We start from the raw sequence: 18,281 nt of genomic DNA on the forward strand, positions 1-18,281 counted from the left end.
GGCTCGGACACTGCTTAGGCGATGTCGATCGGGCCGAGCTCATGGAAGCGCTTGGCGATGAGTTCCGGCGTGGTGTCGGAGATCCATGCGGCCATGCCGGATTCAGAGCCCGCCAGATACTTGATCTTGTTGGCGGCGCGACGGAAGGAGAAGAACTGCAGGTTGAGACGGTAGTTCTCGCGGCGCTTGTCGTGGATCGGTGCCTGATGCCATGCGGCGATGTACGGCAGGTCCATGCCCTTGCCGTCGCCGGTGTCGAAGAAGGCGTTGCCGCGCTTGAGCAGCGTGGAGTACATCTGGGCGAGGTCCCAACGTTCGTCGTCGTTCAGCTCATCGAGGGTGAGGACGTCGCGCACCGGGGCGACATGCACTTCCAAAGGCCAGCGGGCCGCGGCCGGTACATAGGCGACCCAAGAGTGGTTGCGCATGACGATACGCTCTTCGGCTTCGATTTCGGCGTTCATGATGTCCTTGAGCAGGTTGCCGCCGGTCTTCTCATGGTAGGCTTCGGTGTGCTTCAGTTCGGTTTCCATCTTCGGCGCGATGAACGGGTAGCAGTAGACCTGGCCATGCGGGTGTGCGAGGGAGACGCCGATTTCGGCACCGTGGTTTTCGAACGGGAAGATCTGTTCGATGCCTTCCATCTTGGAGATTTCGGCGGTACGGAACGCCCAAGCCTCGACGACGGTGCGCAGACGGGAAACCGGCAGGTCGGCCGGAAGGCCGTTCTCGTCGGGATCGAAGCAGATGACTTCACAGCGGCCGGCGGCGAGCTTCTTTTCCCACAGCGGGTTGCCGTTGATGTATTCCACGTCTTCGGAGCGTCCCGGAACGCGGACCATGGAGGGGAAGCGGTTTTCGAAGACGACGACGTTGTAGTCGGTGTCCGGCACTTCGCCGTCCTGGTACGGGTCGCCCGGCTTGCGTGCGGCCAGCGGGTTGCCTTTGGCGGTGGCGCCCGGGCCTGCGGTGATCGGTCGGTTCATGCGAGCGGTCGCCATCGGAATCCAGTCGCCGGTGAGCGGATCGCGACGCATTTCGGGAGCCGCGTACGGCACTTCTTCACCGGCGGCGTTGAGCTGGTTGGCGAAACGGTATGCAAGCTGACGGGGATCGTTCAGTTCGCGCGTCTTCGCACCGGACACGTACTCCGGATCGTCGTCGAGATAGAAGAATTCGCGTCCATCGGCCAGCGTGGTCGGTGTGATGCGGATATGCTCCTTCGCATATGTTCCCGGAGTGTAATTGGCGAATTCACTCATTGTCGGAATCACTCACTTTCTTCAATATGTTCGCTCTGGTGCGCCAGAACGAGTTCCTTGACCAGATTTCTTGTTTCCGCCACCGATTCGGGGTCAAGCCCATCGTCGGTGATGACCGTATCCACTTGGTCGAAGCGTGCAAACAGCGACAGCGACGTGCAGCTCCACTTGGTGTGATCGGTCAAGATTATGGTGCGATCGGCGATGTCCATCATCGCCATATCGGTTGCAGCTTCCAGCGAGTTGGGCATGAGGAAGCCTCTGGGAATGGACACGGAGTGCGTGCCCAAGAAGACGGTATTGACGCGAAGGGACGCGACGACTTTGTCAGCGATCGGCCCGACCAGCGAGTTGGATCGGGTGATGACGCCGCCTGTGACGATGACCTCCACGTCTTTGGATTCGAGCGCTTGCACCAATTCCGCCACGGGGATGGAATTGGTGAGGATGGTGATGCCGGAGGATTGCTGCGATTCGAGCAGATGCTGCGCGAAGACGTATGCGGTCGTGCCGCCGCCGATGGCGATCACGTCGCCGGGGGCCACATATTTGACAGCCTCCTGCGCGATGGCGTCCTTGAGACCGATGTCCATCTGCGACTTTACAGAGAACAGCGGTTCGCTCAGCAACGTGCTGGTCGTGACGGCGCCGCCATGAACTCGTTTCAGCAAGCCTTTATCAGCCAAATCGGCGATATCGCGACGAATAGTCATGGCGGAAACGCCCAATTCCTTGGATAGAGCGGTAATGCGCACCGCTCCTCGTGTGCGTAGCCTGCTCAAAATCAAATGCTGACGTTGTGACGATATCATTCGAACATTATCGCACACATTATTCCAAAATAAAAACTGATTTGAGCGTTTCCAACAAAACACGCCGACCGTACGCAACATCATCAACAATAATCATCACAAAATCGCTCATTCCATCAATATCTCCCCCTCCTCCAAACCGTCATATCAGTACTGTTATGACGAAAACGGCAACCCGAAACACCACAAAACCGTCGCAACAGCACCGATATGACGAACGGCAACCCGAAACACCGCAGAATGTCACATCACCACTTGATGTGACGGAAATGACAAGTGCGGAATAATCGGGGATGACTCTGTATGCCGGGGTGAGGTGAGACAATGGGAAGCATGAATTATGTGAGCGAAAATTTTTGGCACGACGCCGTGAACAAAGCGACCACCGATCTGTTCACCTTTGGGTATAAGCACATCATCAAGCCGAATTTTGTGTTCAATCACCGCCCGGACGAGGCACATGACCAGATGATTGAATTCTGCCGCATCGCCAAAAACATTCCGCCGCTGATGTGGCTGTGCCGTGAAATGCTCGACTATACCGACCCGATTCTTGAAACGAATGTGATGGGCATCGACTTCGCCAATCCGTTCGGTCTTTCCGCCGGCCTTGACAAGAACTGCGAGATGCCGGTTCTGCTTGATAACGCCGGTTTCGGCTTCGAAACGATCGGCTCCACCACAGCCCGCCCTTGCCCCGGCAATCCGAAGCCCTGGTTCCATCGTCTGCCCGAATACGATTCGATGATGGTGCATGTGGGCCTCGCCAACGAAGGCTCCGACAAAGTGATCGCGCGAGCGGAGCAGGCGTGGACGAAGACGCAGTCCATGCAGATTTCCGTGTCGATCGCCCGCACGAACGACAATCTGACCGGCGACATCGACGAAGGAATCGAAGATTATTGCATTTCGATGCGTCGCGCGGCCGGCCGCACCGCCATGGTGGAGGTCAATATTTCCTGCCCGAATACGATGGCCGGCGAGCCGTTCAACGAGAGCCCGGACGCACTGGACCGCCTGTTCACCAAGCTCGACAAGATTGACCGCCCGCAGCCGACGCTGGTGAAGATGCCGTTGAACAAGTCCTGGGCGGAATACAAGGATTTACTTGACGTGTTGGCTGAGCACAATGTGCAGGGCTTGAGCATTGCGAACCTGCAGAAGGATCGCACAGGCCTTGATATTCCGCGCGATTGGAAGGGTGGCCTTTCAGGCGGCCCGACGTACCATGCCAGCAATGAGATGATTCGCCGTGTATACCGCGAATATGGCGACCGTTTTGTGATCGCCGGCATCGGCGGCGTCTCCACGCCGCAGCAGGCGTACGAGAAGATTCGTTACGGTTCGAGCTTGGTGATGTTCATCAGCTCGCTGATGTACCGCGGCCCGCAGCAAATCACGGTGTTGAAGCGTGGTCTGGCTGATTTGCTGCGCCGCGACGGCTTCGAGCACGTGTCCGAAGCCGTCGGCATCGACGCCTGACGGCGAGCGATGCCCTGGCATGTCCCATATATATACGACATGATGACATATAGCACATGGCTGGCCGTCAATATCGATGGCCAGCCATGTGCTTTTTGAAAATTGCAGAGGATTCGCGATTAGAATGCGCCGCGCACATATTGCGGCAGATATGGCGCGTCCTCGACAGCGACGCCGAGTTTGTCGGCGGCACGCAGCGGCCAATATGGATCGCGCAGTGCGGCACGACCGATTTGCACGGCATCAGCCTGACCCTTGCGTACGATTTTCTCGGCCTGCTTGGGCTTGGTGATCAGGCCGACTGCGGTAACCGGAACTTCGGCACGCGCGCGAATTTCTTCAGAGAACGGAACCTGATACTTCGGCTTCGCCGGAATCGTCACATCGGGCACAATGCCGCCGGTGGATACATCCATCAGATCAACACCGTGATGTTTCAGCACACATGCCAGGTCGACGCTTTGATCCAAATCCCAACCGCCCGCAGCCCAATCAGTGGCCGAAATGCGCACGAACAGAGGCATATCCGCAGGAATCACTGAACGCACGACGTCCACGACTTCGACCAGCATGCGAATGCGGTTTTCAAAACCGCCCCCATATTCGTCTTCACGCTCATTAACCAGCGGATCCAAGAACTGCGAGAGCAGGTAACCATGTGCGGCGTGAATTTCAATCGCGTCAAACCCGATATTTGCGGCACGCCATGCGGCGTCGCGGAATTGTGCCACGATCTGATGAATCTCGTCAACCGATAGCACGTGGGGCATGGCCATATGCCCATACGGCTTCGCGCTTGGGCCCACCGTCCGCCATCCGCCCTGGTCTACCGGCACGCTCTGGCTGTTAGGAACGTTCATTGAGAAGCATCCACTGGACCCTTTTCGCCCGGCATGATTCAACTGTACGGCCATCGTCGCGCCGGCGGCTTTCGCATCGTTGACGATCCAACGCCATGCATCCATCTGATCGCCGTTCCACAAGCCCAGATCACACGGCGATATGCGCCCCTGAGGGCTTACCGCCGTGGATTCAACGATAATCAAGCCAAACCCGCCAACGGCACGCGAAACGTAATGCTGATAGTGAAACGGGGTCGGACGTCCATCTCGTGCGAAAGCCGAATAGGTATCCATCGGCGGCAACCAGATGCGGTTGCGCACGGTCACATTGTGCAGCATCAACGGTTCGAACAGACGAGAAACAGTATTGGCGGCCTTGTTTTCATCCATATGCGGGTCCTTCTCCGATTGTGATGCGGAACGCATCATGCGGCTTTACGCACTGCTTGTATTGTACGCAGAACGCCCGCCTTGCCGGGCGGGCGTTCATATAGTGTTCACACACAACCTTGCGTTACTCACCGGTTCCGATTACATGCGAATCACCTGTCCGGAAAACCTGTGAGCGATGCCGACTACTGACCGGTGTCGCCGCCAGCAGTGTTGCCGCCGTCGGCTGTACCGTTCGCCTCATTTGAAGTGTTGGCGTTATTCGAATCGGTTGTGCCTCCGGTATTCGTCGAATTATTCGTGGTATTTGAATTCGTATTGCCATTCGTATTCATCGAATTAGTGGAATTCGAATTAGTGGAATTTCTGTACGAATTACCCGAATCGACAGTCGCGCCATTGATTCGCGTAACGGTACTGCTAGTCGCCGTGTACTTGCTGGAAGGCTGACCATACTTGTTATCGATTGGCAGCTGCTTGCGCTCCGCATAAGCGTTCATGAAATCACGCCATGCCGGGGCTGCGATGGTACTGCCGTCCCAATAGGAGTGATATTCGCCGTTGATGGAGATATTGGCGATCGGATTGCCGACCGGGTTCTGTACATCACCGACCAGCACGAAAGTGGCGATTTCGTTCGGAATGAAGCCGCCCGTGGTCACCAACTGGTCTTCATGCGTACCGGTTTTGGCGAAGGTTTTACGACCATTCGCCAACTGGGCTACGCTGCCTGCGCCGTCGGAACGTACAACGCCCTGATTCAGGGTGTATGCAAGCGTTTGGATGATTTCCGGATCAACGGCCTGATGACAGTTGGCCGACGGAACGTCCAGGCTCTTGCCGCTCTTATCGGTGACTTCGGTCATGGCAATCGGATCACACTGCACGCCGTTGGAGGCATACACGGCGAAAATGCTGGCCATGGTCAATGGAGAAACGTTGACATTGCCCACGAGCATGGCGGGCACGAAGGAGGACGGGGAATCCTTCAGTTCCGCGCCCGTGTAGGCATCATGATAGCCGACTTCCGTAGCGGTGTCGGCCACCGCGCACAAGCCGATGATGGCACCCATTGAAGCCTGCGTGGTGTTATGGGAGCGAACAAGACCCAGGAAGGGGCTTTCCGGATTAACCGTGCTATTGGTCAATGCGTTGGTGACGTTCCACACTTCGCTGCCGCCGGTGTAGTCGTCGCAGGCGAATTCACTTGTTGGATAACGCGTGGTGGTCTGCAGATTCTCATTGATGGAATGCCCCGCTTCCATCCACGCAACCAAATTGATCGGTTTCCATGAGGAGCCGATGGAGAAGCCTTGGCCGCCGCCGTCAACATAGTCCACGGCATAGTTCATCGAGTCAAGCGTCTGATCGGTCTGCGCCGCGTCCGTGGCGTCATAGGTTCGGTTGAGGCCGAAGCCCAGCACTTTGCCGGTACCTGGTTCGACGGAGGCCATGACGATCTCCATGCCGCTGGAATCGTCCGGAGGGATGGTGTTGCGTGCGGTCTCGTTCATCAGCGTATTGGCGTCGATGTCCAAAGTCGTGACGATCTTCAGACCGCCTTCCTTCAGCAAAGCGTTACGATCAGCTGCAGTCTTGCCGAATTCCTCGGAATTCTGGATCTTATGCACGACGTAATCACAGAAAAAGCCCGCGTCATACTGCGCGGCCATGCAGCCTCTGGCCACCGATTGGATGTCCAACGTATCCTTCAGCGGAGTGTTGACCGCGTCCTGATATTCTTTTTCGGTTTCGATGAAGCCCTGTTCATACATCAGCTGCAGTACGACGTTGCGCTGCTTTTCGGCTTCTTCCTGATTCTCTTCCACCGAGGGGTCGTAGTTCTCAGGATTCTTCGTGATGGCGGCGATGGTGGCGGCCTGCACTATATTCAGTTCGGATGCGGAAACATTGAAGTATCGCTCCGCAGCAGCTTCCACGCCATACAGATTGTTGCGACCGAACTGAGCGATGTTCAGATAGCCCTGCAGGATTTCCGGCTTTGAATACACCTTCTCCATCTGCACGGCAATCAGCATCTCACGGATCTTGCGGGCGATGGTGTCTTCGGAAGCGTGGTATTGGGCGATCGGATCGTTACTCTCCTCCGCCTGCATGATCAGCACGTTCTTCACATACTGCTGGGTCAGGGAAGATCCGCCCTGCTGGTCGCCCTTCATCATGTATGTCTGCACGAATGCACGCATCACGCCTTGAACGTCCACACCGGAATGCTGCCAGAAGCGCTTGTCCTCGCGGGCGACGACGGCCTGCTGCATCGGCTTGGAGATCTCCTTCAGCGGCACCACGACTCGGTTCTGCTCATAGAACTCCGCAATGACGGTAGTGCCGTCATTCGCATACATCGTCGATTTCTGCGGCAGACTGGTGACATCGAAGTCGATGCCTTCGACCTGCAGCGACGGCAATACCGCCTGGGCGACATTATTCATGCCGACCACGGCCGGCAGCAGGAAGAAACTGGTCACTGCGCCGCCGCCGATGCACAGTGTCAGATAGGCGAGCACCAGTGCAAGCACGCGCTGAATAGTCAGTTTCTTCTTCTGCCTTGCCGGGTCACCGGGCAAAGAACTGTTAGGCATGGTGTTGTTGGGCATGTTGTCATTCTATGGTGGCGGGTCTACTTCGCCATGATTCGCAAGCCACCCTCACGATTTCATCGCATACGTATTGAATATCTTGAAAAACGCTGGAAAACCGCCGAAAAGAATCAGCATGTCAACGACGAGAACGTCGAATCAGCATGCCGGGCTGATAGATGATGATGGAACGTCCCTCTCGAGCGATCCACCCGCGATTGGCGAAATCCATCAGCGCCTTATTCACGGTTTCACGTGAAGAGCCGACCAGCTGTGCCATTTCCTCTTGGGTCAGATCGTGAGGCACTTTCAGGCCCTCTTCCACAGGTTCGCCGAATCGTGCGGCAAGGCTGAGCAACGTTTTGGCCAAGCGTGCCGGAACATCCATGAACACCATGTCAGAAATGCGCTCGTTATTGTCGCGCATACGATGCGCCAACACCTGAAGCATGTCCACAGCCACGCGCGGATACTTATCGAGCCATGCGAACAGGGCGTCATGTTCCAGCCACACTACGCGCGTGCCGTTGGACATGGCGACTGCCGATGCAGTTCGAGGGCCACCGTGTGGGTCGAATACGGGGATTTCGCCAAGCAGCTCACCATGTGCATGAATGCTGAGCAGCTGTACACGCTTATCCCGGGATTCGCGAATCAGCTTGACCCTGCCTTCCTCCAGTACATACATGCGATGGTCGGTATCGCCCTCCCGAAAGATGGCTTCGCCTTTCTCATATACAGCCTGCTGGAGGAACGGAAGCAACTCTTTCGCCTGCTGCGGCGAGACTTGTTTGAACAGTGCGGTCTGCAGCAACATGTTGTCATCTTCCCGGAACGCATTCGGCGTACTCGCGGCCATCACACCTCCCTGAAGCTCACGGACTGATTCGCATCATCGTCGATCACCGTCACATTGTAACGCGCCTCGCAACGTCCAGCATGTGATTGATAACATCCTCACGACTCGTCTCAAGATGACGATTCAGCGGATCGACGCGTTTTTGCGCTGATTTCACCGCCTTGTCGGACACTTTTTCCGATGACGTACGCAATATTTTCGACATGGTTTCCGTGTCGATGTCATATGCGAGCGACGTGTGATGCAATACCGCCCCCGGGCCGTTGCCGATTGCAGGGAATCGACGCTGCGCAGCGCCACCGACTTTGCCTTGACACGTTGCAATGTCGTTCAATCCGCTGAAGCCCACATCGACGCCCAAATCACGCAGCGCGTCGACGGCCCAGAAATCACATAGCCTGTATGACGCTTCCGTGCTGATGCCGTCCACGAAAGAATGCGGCACGGTAAGAGAATAGGTGATGACACTGCCGGGGCGTACGAAGATGGCCCCGCCGCCCGTGCAGCGGCGCACCACTTCGAAGCCATACCGACGCACCGCATCCGTATCCACTTCATTATCCACGGATTGGAACCGTCCGATGGCCACCGCTTCGCCGGACCATTCCCACATGCGCAACGTTGCGGGACGTCTGCCGGCGGCGACCTCCTGTGCCCACTGCACATCGGTGTCCATCTGGTCTTGCGGCGAGCGCGGATGGTCGTGCACGATCAGCCAATCCTGCGCACGCCAACGTTTTATGTATTCCTCGCGTTCCGCGTCGGATACGCTGCGCCCGTGCGATGGCTTGTGCACTACGGGAACCGTGTCGTCGCTGCCGCTGCCGCTGTATGAGCGCCATGCACGGTTCCATGCGCACGCGATTGCGGCGGCGTCCGTGCCGATAAGGTGCACGTCCGGGTGGCCGTTCATCGCCATGGCGATGGTGTATTCATACTTTTCGCTGCGAATGCGTTGCGCAAGCAATTGTTCGATTTGCCGAATCAACGCTTTGCATTCAATGTCATTGCCTTCGACGAAAAAGTCGCCATCAAGCTGCCCGCGCACGACCTGCCCGTCATCGTCGATAAACAGCGAGACCCCGACGAGTTTGCCGCCGGGGGTTTTGTATTCGCCTCTTGCCTGGTTCATCAGTCGATCAGTTCCACGTTGCGCGCATCACGATGCCATGTGTCGCCGATATTGGAACACAGGATCAGAATGCCTTCGATGAAGCCCCATGCGCAGGCGATGATGGGGCCCAAACCGAACAGGATCCAGCCAAGCAGGGTCAGCAGCAGCTGTGCGACGGCTTTGCCGTTGTATCCGAGGTAGAAATTGTGTACGCCGAATCCGCCGAGGAAAATGCCAAGCAGGCCTGCCACAAGTTTTTTGCGCGGCACGTAACCGTATGGGATGTTCGTCGGTTGGCCATACTGCGGTTGCATGTAGGGCTGTTGGACGTAAAACTGGCCGGCGTTCGACTGCTGGCCGTATCCTGGCTGGCTATACGGAGCCTGACCGTAAGATTGCTGACCGTACTGGGGTTGACCATATTGGGATTGGCCATGCCCTTGCTGGCCATACTGGGTCTGATCATAGCCCTGCTGGCCCAGCTGGGACTGCCCATAAGCAAACTGACCGTAGTCAGACTGTCCCGGCTGGCTCGACTGCGGCTGGCCGTAGGGCTGCCGGCCGTCATTGAGCTGATTGTTCACATTATTTTCTTCCATACATCAACGATAACGTATGACATTCGGCAGGTACAGATTCCTTTCCCCGATTTCTCCCTGAAAACAATCAGGGTCTCGCAATTGCGAGACCCTGCATTATGTGATGCGCTGTGTTACATGCGTGCGAGAATGTCGCGGCCGACTTCGTCGGTGCTGCGCTTGGTTGCACCCAGCTCTTCGATGTCGGCTTCCACTGCGGCGTCGACGCGTGCAGCGGCGTCGTCAAAACCAAGATGGCGCAGCAGCATGGCGGCCGACAGAATCGCAGCAGTCGGATTGGCGACGCCCTGGCCGGCGATGTCGGGAGCGGAGCCGTGGATGGGTTCGAACATGGACGGGTATTCGTTGGATGCGTTGATGCAGCCGGATGCGGAATATCCGACGCCGCCGACGACGGCGCCCGCTTCATCGGTAAGGATGTCGCCGAACAGATTGTCGGTCAGGATGACGTCGAAGCGGGAGGGGTTGGAAACCATATAAATAGTGGCCGCGTCGATATGGCAGTAGTCGTGGGAGACTTCCGGATATTCCTTGCCGACCTTGTCGACAAGACGCTGCCACATGTCGCCGGCGTTGACGAGCACATTCTTCTTATGAACAAGCGTGATATGCTTGCGGCGTTTCATAGCCAGTTCGAAAGCGTAGCGGACAACACGCTCGACGCCGTATGCGGTGTTGATGGACACTTCGGTGGCGACTTCGGCCGGGGTGTCGCGACGGACAGCCCCACCGGCACCGCAGTACAGGCCTTCGGTACCTTCACGAACGACGACGAAATCAATATCGCCCGGATCGGCAAGCGGGGACTCCACGCCCTTGTACAGCTTGGACGGGCGAAGATTCACATACTGATCCAAATCGAAACGAAGTTTCAGCAGCAGACCGCGTTCCAGAATGCCGGCCTTGATACGCGGGTCACCGACTGCGCCCAGCAGAATCGCATCGGTTTTCTTGATACGTTCCTCTTCATCTTCGGGAAGGATCGCGCCATCGCGCAGATAGCGCTCCGCGCCCAAATCGAACGGTTCATATTCGAATTCAGCCACGCCCTCGGCAGCCTTTTCCAAAGCCTTCTGGGCCCACGGGGTGACTTCCTTGCCAATACCATCACCCGGGATGACGGCGATGGTGTACTTCTTCGTTGTTTCGCTCATAGCGGCGACACTACTCGCGCCCGCATGGAGCGAGCGCGAGGCTTTCACCAGGTGGACATGGGCGTCATATATGTGGACACCGCGAATATTCGATGGTTTCAGGCTCCGACTACGCCCATGATATATAGGCACCACGCATTCTCGTAGGAGATCTCCTCCCATTGCTTGTATCGACCGGAGGTGCCACCATGGCCGGCTTCAACTTCGATTTTCGCCATGGCGTCCACACCGGCCGACTGCAATCGGGCCAGCCATTTCATCGGTTCGACGTACAGCACGCGAGTGTCGTTCATCGATGTGGTGATGAAAATCTTCGGAAAATCGGCGACACGACTATCGTTTGAGTTTTCCGGCGCGTTCTCATACGGCGTATACGATTTCATATACGCGTATACGTCGGCGTCATGCAACGGGTCTCCCCATTCGTCCCATTCGGTGACTGTCAGTGGCAATGACGGGTCGAGAATCGAAGTCAATGCGTCAACGAACGGCACATCCGCTTCAACGCCCGCATAGCATTCCGGCGCCATATTAGCGATGACGCCCATTAACAGGCCGCCTGCGGAGCCGCCATCGGCGACCGTGCGCGCAGGATCGGCCAATCCTGCATGTTGCAAGACCTTCGTCGCATCGATGAAATCCTCAAAAGAATGCTTTTTATTCAGACGCCTGCCCTGCTCATACCAGGCACGTCCCATTTCGCCGCCGCCGCGAATATGCGGAACCGCATACAGTACGCCACGATCGAGCAGACTCAGGCGTGCCACGGAAAAGCCCGGATCGGAGCTGATTTCGTACGCGCCATATCCGGTAATGAACATGGGGCATGCGCAAGTGGGCACATCACGACGCCACACCAGTGATACCGGAATATGCTCGCCGTCACGCGCGGTAATCCACACGCGGCGTTCCATATAATCGCGAGGATCGAACCCGCCCAATACTTTCGCGCGCTTCAGCAAGCAATCCTCGCCCGTGGCCGGATCGTATTCGTGCAATTCGCCCGGACGCGTGTAGCTGGAAAATGAATAGCGCATGCGCGGCGCATCATATGAAGGATTGCCGCCTGTACCGATCGTGTACAGGCGTCGGGTCTCTCCTGGCAGCGCATCGGCCGTGGCACCGTCCGACATATCGATCGACGATGAATGGGCGGCGGCATGCGGTCCGGCGGTGTCATCGTCCGTCATCCACAGCGTCGCATTGCCGGCAACGTCTGCGGCGACATCGTCATCGTCCATGAATTCCGGCGCGTCCCAGTCGTCCTGCAGCACAGGAGGCGTCAGTTCAATAAAACGCCATGGTCGGCCTGCAAGAAAATCCTCAGCAGCATCCTGCTTCGTCATCACCGCAAGGCGGCTCATGCCGTCGGCGCGGTACGACAAGGACACGTAATGCCGATGCATTGCGATGCCTTCAATGCCGAGCCCGTGCGTCCCCTGCAAAATAGCGGGATTATGCGTATTGCAATACGCCTTGCCGACAGGCTGGCGGGAAGCGCCAATCTCAACACGGTCGCCTTCTTCACAGCCGTACGGCGAGCCTGACGCGACACACACGCCCTCCCCCAGGCGGTACGGCGGCTCATGGGACCGCATGTCAATCACGTCAATCTCAAAATTCGGATTGTATGCGTTGTGGTACACCACAGCCAGCGGAATATCCTCACCGTTTTCACCAGCGCCCTCAAAACAAGCGAAGCTCACATCATATTCAACGCCCACCTCACGCGTAATAAAAGGCTTGAAATCACCCTCCGGCGTCGCCACCGGCAGCATCAACACTTCCGTCGTCGTCTTCGAGCCTGTGCCGATCACGATATTGCGTTCATCAAACGACAGTCCCACACCGGTCCAGAAACGTTCATCCTGCTCGCAGAACACCTCGACGTCGGATTCAACCGGCGTGCCGACCTTATGACGACGCACCGCGCACGGACGCCACGCATCATCCAACACCGAATAGAACACCCACCGGGCATCCGGCGTAAAACAGGCTCCAGCGATGCCTTCAAACACTTCCGGCAGCTCTTGGCCGGTTTCAAGGTCGCGGATGCGGAAATCGTAGCGTTCGTCACCGCTGTAGTCCACGCCATACAGCAGCCAACGGCCATCCTTGCTGATATCCATGCCGCCGATGCGGAAAAACTCATGGCCTTCGGCCTCACGGTTCGCATCGAACACAATCTGCTCGCCGGCCATTGCGCCAGGTTCATCCATGGCATCGACCGCCGGCGGATCCCAATCGTTCTCATCGCGAATCGGCAGACGGCATTGCACCGCATACTGGCGACCCTGCTGCGTGCGAGTGAAATACCAGAAACCATCCATGCGCGTCGGCACCGACATGTCGGTCTCCTGCACATGCGACTTCAACTCATCGAACAAGGTTTGACGAAGCCCCGCCAAAGGCTCCATACGAGACTCGCAATACGCATTCTGCGCGGTCACATAGTCGCGCACATCCGCGGAATCCTTGTCTCGCAGCCACTCATACTGGTCCACGAACACATCGCCGTGGAAACACCGCTCCTGCGGGACGCGCTTGGCAACAGGCGCTCCCACTGGAGATACGGCGGAATCCGCGACGGACATTGCGACTTGCATTGCGTTCGGCTCGGACACCGGTACCCTCTCACTCACACTCATGCACGCGATTATATTGCCAGCCAAAAACCACAATTCCGCAGCAATGTCGCATCCCAAAACGCGAGTGCATTCGTCCACAAGCGTCTACACCACCTGGGACACATCCGGCCAAAGCGCATAATTGGATTTCTTGCTTACTGCGAAATGCCACTGCCGCAAGCATTCAGCTAGTGCGTGACGTGCTCCAGATAAGGGAGCATGGTTTTCATGAGATTGGAGCCTGTGGTGCCGGTGAACACGGGAACATCCGTGACGGGGATCGGCTGGGTGACGGCGCGGCCGCCTATCGTGCCGAGACCACCGGACGCTTCACGCGGCGACAGCTGACGAATGCCAATGGCCAGCACACGCCCCGGATACCGACGGGCGATCGTCGCATAGGTGGTCGGATCCTTCTGACCGTCGTCACCGATCAGAATGAATTTCATATCAGGAAAATCGGCCATCAACTGTTCGGTGTATTCCAGCTTGTGCTGCACGCCGGAAGGCACGAAAGTCTTCGGGCGCGGGTCAAGATCGCGCAGCAGCAACGGGCCTTCCGGATAGCCGTGATACGTGATGAAATGACGAATCGAACTTTCCACATTCCATGGCGATGTCGACAGGTAGAAGAACGGGGCGTCCGGGAACATGTCCTGTAACTTGGAAAACAGCACGCTCATACCGGGCACCGGAGCGCGTTTCTTCGGATCGAGCAGCAGCAGATTGTAGGCGGCCTTCCAAAACGTAGGCGCTTGTGTAACCATAATCGTGTCGTCGACGTCGGAAATAATGCCGACACGGCTGCCCGTCGGAATGGTGAACAGGTTCGCCGTAACCGGCTTGCGGTGGCGAACATAATAGCCGACACGATGTATTCCAGGCTCCAACGTGTGCTCGGCCACAAGATCAAGGTAGCCTGCGGAATCCGACACCGCATAACGGCTGTTACGCTCACGGGAATGATCGACTTTGTCGTACGATTCCGATTCGCCCACTTGCACGGTCTGCAACGGCGTACCATCAATGGCGATGCGCACGCGCACGCGAGGCGAGGGAACTGCGAACATGCCGTAGATGCCGCGACGCCACTGCGCGGGAATCTGTTTTGCCGGGCCATACACCGTGCGGCAGATCAATCGGGAGAAATCCTCCGTACCATAGCCGACATACGGTTCAACTTGGGAGAACCAGCCCAAACGATGCGCCATATTCGTGGAAAAATGCACCCATAGACCGAACGCATGCGTGATGGTGCGACGCATCAGACGCACCAGCAAAGGTTTGCGTTCAATGCGTTCATGACGCGACGCGGAATCGAAGGTCGTAACGTCCGGATGCGCAGGAATCGGCACGGTCGGAGTATCGTCCGCCGCCGCAGGCGCCACCGCTTCGTTCATCCGCTCAATTGGGTTGCTCATACCTCAACTATAGAAGGTACGCATTACCCAAAAGCGAACATGAATATAACAAGACCCTCTTCATCCGACCAACATATGTGGTATCAGCCAAATGAAAAGGGTATATATCAAGCGGAAAATCAGCGAATCACAGTCGACAAAACCGCAACGGCTACGCTGCCGAAAGGCGACGCTACTGTGCGATCTTCGCGTATTCTTCGGCGCTCAGCAGCTCCGGCTCGTCGTCATCCAGCTCGATTTTCAGCAGCCAGCCTTCGCCATACGGATCGCCGTTGATGATGCTCGGATCGTCGGCGGCCTCACGATTCACATAACGAATCGTGCCGGAAACCGGGCTGACCAACGGAGAAACAGCCTTGGAAGACTCCAATTCCATGATTTCGTCGCCAGCCTGCACATGCGAATCGGCTTCAGGCATGTCCAAGTAGACGAGGTCGCCGAGCTGACCGGCGGCGTATTCAGTGATGCCGATCACGGCCGGAGAGGAAGAGGCGTCCACCCACACATGCTCGTCGGAATATTCCAGATGTTCGGGGACGGACAGGTTCACGGTTTCATTTGCTTCGCTCATGAAACCAGTGTACGACATAACACAGCGGTTTCCGAGCACAATAAAGTTCACGGAACGTGAGGCCGGCACGTGTGGCGATGAGCACGACAATGACGTCACATTGCAGCGACGATGCACGACAACGACGCCATACTGCGACAGCGGCACGCGACAGACTCATGACGAGGCATCGGCATCGCGGCAGCCCTTACGGCAACTCGTGGCCGACCCACTCCTCAATCATGTAGCGCGCGATCGTGGCCTTGCCAGGCGCCTGCATACGACCGGACGTCAGCTCAGCCATGTATTCGTCGCGCGTGGCCCAGCGAGCGTTTAACGTTTCCGAGCCGTCGACGCGAATATCGGTGTCCAATGCGCGGGCCTTGAAAGCGACCATCAGAGACGCGGGGAACGGCCATGGCTGCGAGCCGAGATATTTCATCTCCCCCAGCGTGATGCCGACTTCTTCCTTGGCTTCTCTGCGGGCCGCATGCTCCAGATTTTCGCCGGCCTCCACAAATCCCGCGGATACCGAGTACAGGTTGGAATCATTCCACGCGCTGTTGTGTTGCAGAAGAATACGATCTTCGGAATCTACGATCACGGTGATGACAGCCGGCTCGATACGCGGGAACAGCAGACGATTGCCGTCCGCAGTGGATGTGCAGCGCTGCGCCCATCCGCTCATCGACGTTTCCACCGGAGCACCGCATGTCGGACAGCAACGTTGGCGCGTATGCCAGATGCTCAAACACACCGCCGTCGTGGCCTGGCCGGTTTCACGCGAGGACGCGTGCGGTGCAAATACACGTAAATCCGCCCAATCGAATCGTTGGATGGCGGATTGCAGCAGCGACAGCTTCGAACGGCGTGGACGCATCGTCAATCCCATGCTGTCGTCGAAAGCGTCGTCCGCGCCTTCATCGGCGGAATCCGACACCATGCATGTTGCGATGTTCGCGTCTTCAACGCGCGTGATATCCACGGCGATCACGTGCTCATCGCGCCCACCACCATAGGATCCAAGGAACATGGCCACCGCTTCAGAATTGACCCGCAGCGATTCGAGCACATATTCGCCCGGCAGGGTGGCCAAGCGCATGTTCACATTGGTGAATCCGATGTTGCTTTGACCGTGTGGCACGGCGACTTTGCCGCCGCGGGTGAGGATCACTTTGGTTTGCGGCTTCTGCAGCAGCGACGAGATAAGCGCCGGATCCGCGCGACGCTCAGACTCGTAGTCAATGTCGCCTTGTGCCAATGGCAGGAACGGCAGTGCCTGCGTCAATGACAACGGTGAAAAGAATCCCATGTGCTTATGCCTCCTATGCAGCGGCCATCTTCGGCCGCCCATTTACCAACTTTTCGTCATATCGGTACTGTTGTGACGGTTTTGAACCTCCGCAAACCCCCAAACCGTCACAACAGTACCGATATGACGATTCGGGAAGGCTTCCGACGGGTTCCGAACAAGCATTCAGTCGATTCCCGACTGGAGTTCAGCCGATTTGCGACTGGAATTCGACGGGCGTCATCCGAAAAACGGCTTCAGAAAATACGTATCTCACGATTGTGTGTACCTCCCTCACATAGCAGACGTTTTACGCCCGTTTTCCTCATTCACGCCGATTCACTCGGACCTCAATGTTTTCAAGGCTTCTTGCATTAACGTCACCAATGCTTGAGCGACCGCATCAGGGTGTTCATACGCACTGAAGTGCCCACAATCGTCAATTACCATTTTTTTGACGCGGGTTTTGCTCATCTTGGCGGCGAGCGAGCTCATGGCTGCTGGCGGACTGGAAGGATCGAGGTCGCCGCAGATCACGGCTGCAGGCGCAGTGATTGCAGGCAGCTGATCGTTGAGGTCGGGGCGGCCGGCGGCCATGCGTTCGCGCCAGGCGATGCCGTTGGCCGGTTGCTCGTTGATCCATGTAGTGAACTGGTCGATGTATTGCTGCGACTGTTTGATGGTGGAATCGGTGTCGGGATTAGCTTGGGCGAAATGCATGACGGGCTCGTGGCTGCCGGTGGTTTCGCAGATTCCGGCGATGCGCACACGATTGGCGCGTGCCTGCGGCGAATCGGCGTCACCTTTGGTGTCGCATAAGGCGACGCCGGCGACGGTTTCGGGATGCAGACGTTGAATATCAAGTACCAGATAGCCGCCCATGGAAAGGCCGGCCCATACGGCTTTCTGATAGCCATGCTGGTGGAGCAGTTCCACGTAGGCGTCCGCCATGCGATCAAGCGCATGCTCATATGCGCCGTCTTCGGAGGCGCCGCCGCTGGCTTCAACGTTTGGGATCGGCCCTTCGCCGGCACCGGGCATGTCAGGCGCCCAAATCGGGAAAGGATTGACACCGGCGGCGTCGGCCTGCCCGATGATTTCTTGCGCGCACTGATCCCACATGCGATGATCCACGGGGAATCCGTGCACCAGAATCAGGGGGATGCTGTCGGCGTCACCGACTGCGCGGTACACATTGTTATGCAATTCAATCGTCATATCGTCACATCCTATCCGTCATTACTTAACGTGAGGCGCCATACACGGCGGCACATTCAC

At 57.2% G+C, this 18,281-nt stretch carries 14 protein-coding genes; 1 reads left to right on the plus strand and 13 read right to left on the minus strand.

The features are described from left to right. Positions 1–14 precede the first annotated feature (14 nt). Both galT and AC1AWD_RS07030 read right to left on the minus strand, forming a co-directional pair. Entirely contained in the window at positions 15–1,262 is a 1,248-nt protein-coding gene (gene galT / locus AC1AWD_RS07025) for a galactose-1-phosphate uridylyltransferase (protein WP_476565057.1), read from the minus strand. 8 nt (positions 1,263–1,270) lie between these two features. Further along, positions 1,271–2,074, minus strand: a complete 804-nt coding sequence (locus AC1AWD_RS07030; RefSeq protein ID WP_476565059.1) for a DeoR/GlpR family DNA-binding transcription regulator — start codon at positions 2,072–2,074, stop codon at positions 1,271–1,273. A 333-nt stretch (positions 2,075–2,407) separates the two neighbouring features. Between AC1AWD_RS07030 and AC1AWD_RS07035 the strand changes: the two genes are divergently transcribed. Continuing rightward, the gene (locus AC1AWD_RS07035) at positions 2,408–3,556 is read left to right on the plus strand and encodes a quinone-dependent dihydroorotate dehydrogenase (protein WP_476565260.1); all 1,149 of its coding nucleotides are present in this window, start codon (positions 2,408–2,410) and stop codon (positions 3,554–3,556) included. A gap of 119 nt (positions 3,557–3,675) precedes the next feature. On the opposite strand, the gene AC1AWD_RS07040 is transcribed toward AC1AWD_RS07035, so the two are convergent. From AC1AWD_RS07040 to AC1AWD_RS07090, 11 genes are all read right to left on the minus strand, one after another. Further along, entirely contained in the window at positions 3,676–4,788 is a 1,113-nt protein-coding gene (locus tag AC1AWD_RS07040) for an NADH:flavin oxidoreductase/NADH oxidase (RefSeq protein ID WP_476565061.1), read from the minus strand. 185 nt (positions 4,789–4,973) lie between these two features. After that, complete coding sequence (locus AC1AWD_RS07045; protein WP_476565063.1) at positions 4,974–7,406, minus strand: transglycosylase domain-containing protein; 2,433 nt, start codon at positions 7,404–7,406, stop codon at positions 4,974–4,976. Positions 7,407–7,527: 121 nt separating this feature from the next. Continuing rightward, the gene (locus AC1AWD_RS07050) at positions 7,528–8,247 is read right to left on the minus strand and encodes a Crp/Fnr family transcriptional regulator (protein WP_476565065.1); all 720 of its coding nucleotides are present in this window, start codon (positions 8,245–8,247) and stop codon (positions 7,528–7,530) included. Positions 8,248–8,296: 49 nt separating this feature from the next. Next, positions 8,297–9,379, minus strand: a complete 1,083-nt coding sequence (locus AC1AWD_RS07055; protein WP_476565067.1) for a lipoate--protein ligase family protein — start codon at positions 9,377–9,379, stop codon at positions 8,297–8,299. Beyond that, on the minus strand, positions 9,379–9,960 hold the full coding sequence (locus tag AC1AWD_RS07060; protein ID WP_476565069.1) for a TM2 domain-containing protein: 582 nt from the start codon (positions 9,958–9,960) through the stop codon (positions 9,379–9,381). The genes AC1AWD_RS07055 and AC1AWD_RS07060 overlap by 1 nt, the downstream gene beginning before the upstream one ends. Before the next feature lie 113 nt (positions 9,961–10,073). Continuing rightward, on the minus strand, positions 10,074–11,114 hold the full coding sequence (locus tag AC1AWD_RS07065) for a 3-isopropylmalate dehydrogenase (protein ID WP_476565071.1): 1,041 nt from the start codon (positions 11,112–11,114) through the stop codon (positions 10,074–10,076). Between the two features lie 98 nt (positions 11,115–11,212). Next, a complete protein-coding gene (locus AC1AWD_RS07070; RefSeq protein WP_476565261.1) occupies positions 11,213–13,708 on the minus strand; it encodes a S9 family peptidase in 2,496 nt (831 codons plus the stop codon). A gap of 221 nt (positions 13,709–13,929) precedes the next feature. Then, complete coding sequence (locus AC1AWD_RS07075; RefSeq protein WP_476565073.1) at positions 13,930–15,162, minus strand: App1 family protein; 1,233 nt, start codon at positions 15,160–15,162, stop codon at positions 13,930–13,932. 172 nt (positions 15,163–15,334) lie between these two features. Next, complete coding sequence (gene gcvH, locus AC1AWD_RS07080; protein WP_476565075.1) at positions 15,335–15,733, minus strand: glycine cleavage system protein GcvH; 399 nt, start codon at positions 15,731–15,733, stop codon at positions 15,335–15,337. A 187-nt stretch (positions 15,734–15,920) separates the two neighbouring features. Beyond that, positions 15,921–17,024, minus strand: a complete 1,104-nt coding sequence (gene nudC / locus AC1AWD_RS07085; protein ID WP_476565077.1) for an NAD(+) diphosphatase — start codon at positions 17,022–17,024, stop codon at positions 15,921–15,923. Positions 17,025–17,342: 318 nt separating this feature from the next. Next, positions 17,343–18,221 (minus strand): alpha/beta fold hydrolase, encoded by an 879-nt coding sequence (locus AC1AWD_RS07090; protein WP_476565079.1) that lies wholly within the window; start codon positions 18,219–18,221, stop codon positions 17,343–17,345. Positions 18,222–18,281: the final 60 nt, after the last annotated feature.

Source organism: Bifidobacterium sp. LH_512 (genome assembly GCF_056356435.1).